The organism is Mesorhizobium sp. M4B.F.Ca.ET.203.01.1.1, assembly GCF_004791025.1.
Lineage (GTDB): Bacteria > Pseudomonadota > Alphaproteobacteria > Rhizobiales > Rhizobiaceae > Mesorhizobium > Mesorhizobium abyssinicae.
Genome location: NZ_SRUO01000154.1, coordinates 1 through 341, shown reverse-complemented (window position 1 = coordinate 341; position 341 = coordinate 1). Strand labels below are relative to the sequence as shown.

1 protein-coding gene is annotated in these 341 nt (G+C 66.3%); it reads left to right on the top strand.

Annotated features, from left to right (window positions below; genetic code table 11):
• The coding region (gene petA / locus EN846_RS34085) for a ubiquinol-cytochrome c reductase iron-sulfur subunit (protein WP_135928131.1) at window positions 1-281 on the top strand (281 nt) is incomplete at its 5' end.
• Window positions 282-341: the final 60 nt, after the last annotated feature.

The following is a 341-nucleotide window of genomic DNA, read 5'->3' as shown; positions in this document are numbered from 1 at the left end:
GCTTGATCGAGCGCAGCTCGATCAAGCCGGACATCTCCGTGCTGGTCGGCCTGTGCACGCACCTGGGCTGCTCGCCGGAAATGGTCGCCGAGATCCGGCCCGAGCCCTATGACCCGCAGTGGAAGGGCGGCTACTTCTGCCCCTGCCACAAGTCGCGCTTCGACATGTCCGGCCGCGTCTTCAAGGACGTGCCGGCGCCGATCAACCTGAAGGTGCCCGCGCACCACTACCAGGACGACAACACCATCATCATCGGTGTCGATCCGCAGGGGGCTGCCTGATGGCCAATATCCTCAGCCGTACCGCCAGCGGCGTGGCCGACTGGGTCAATGCCCGCGCGC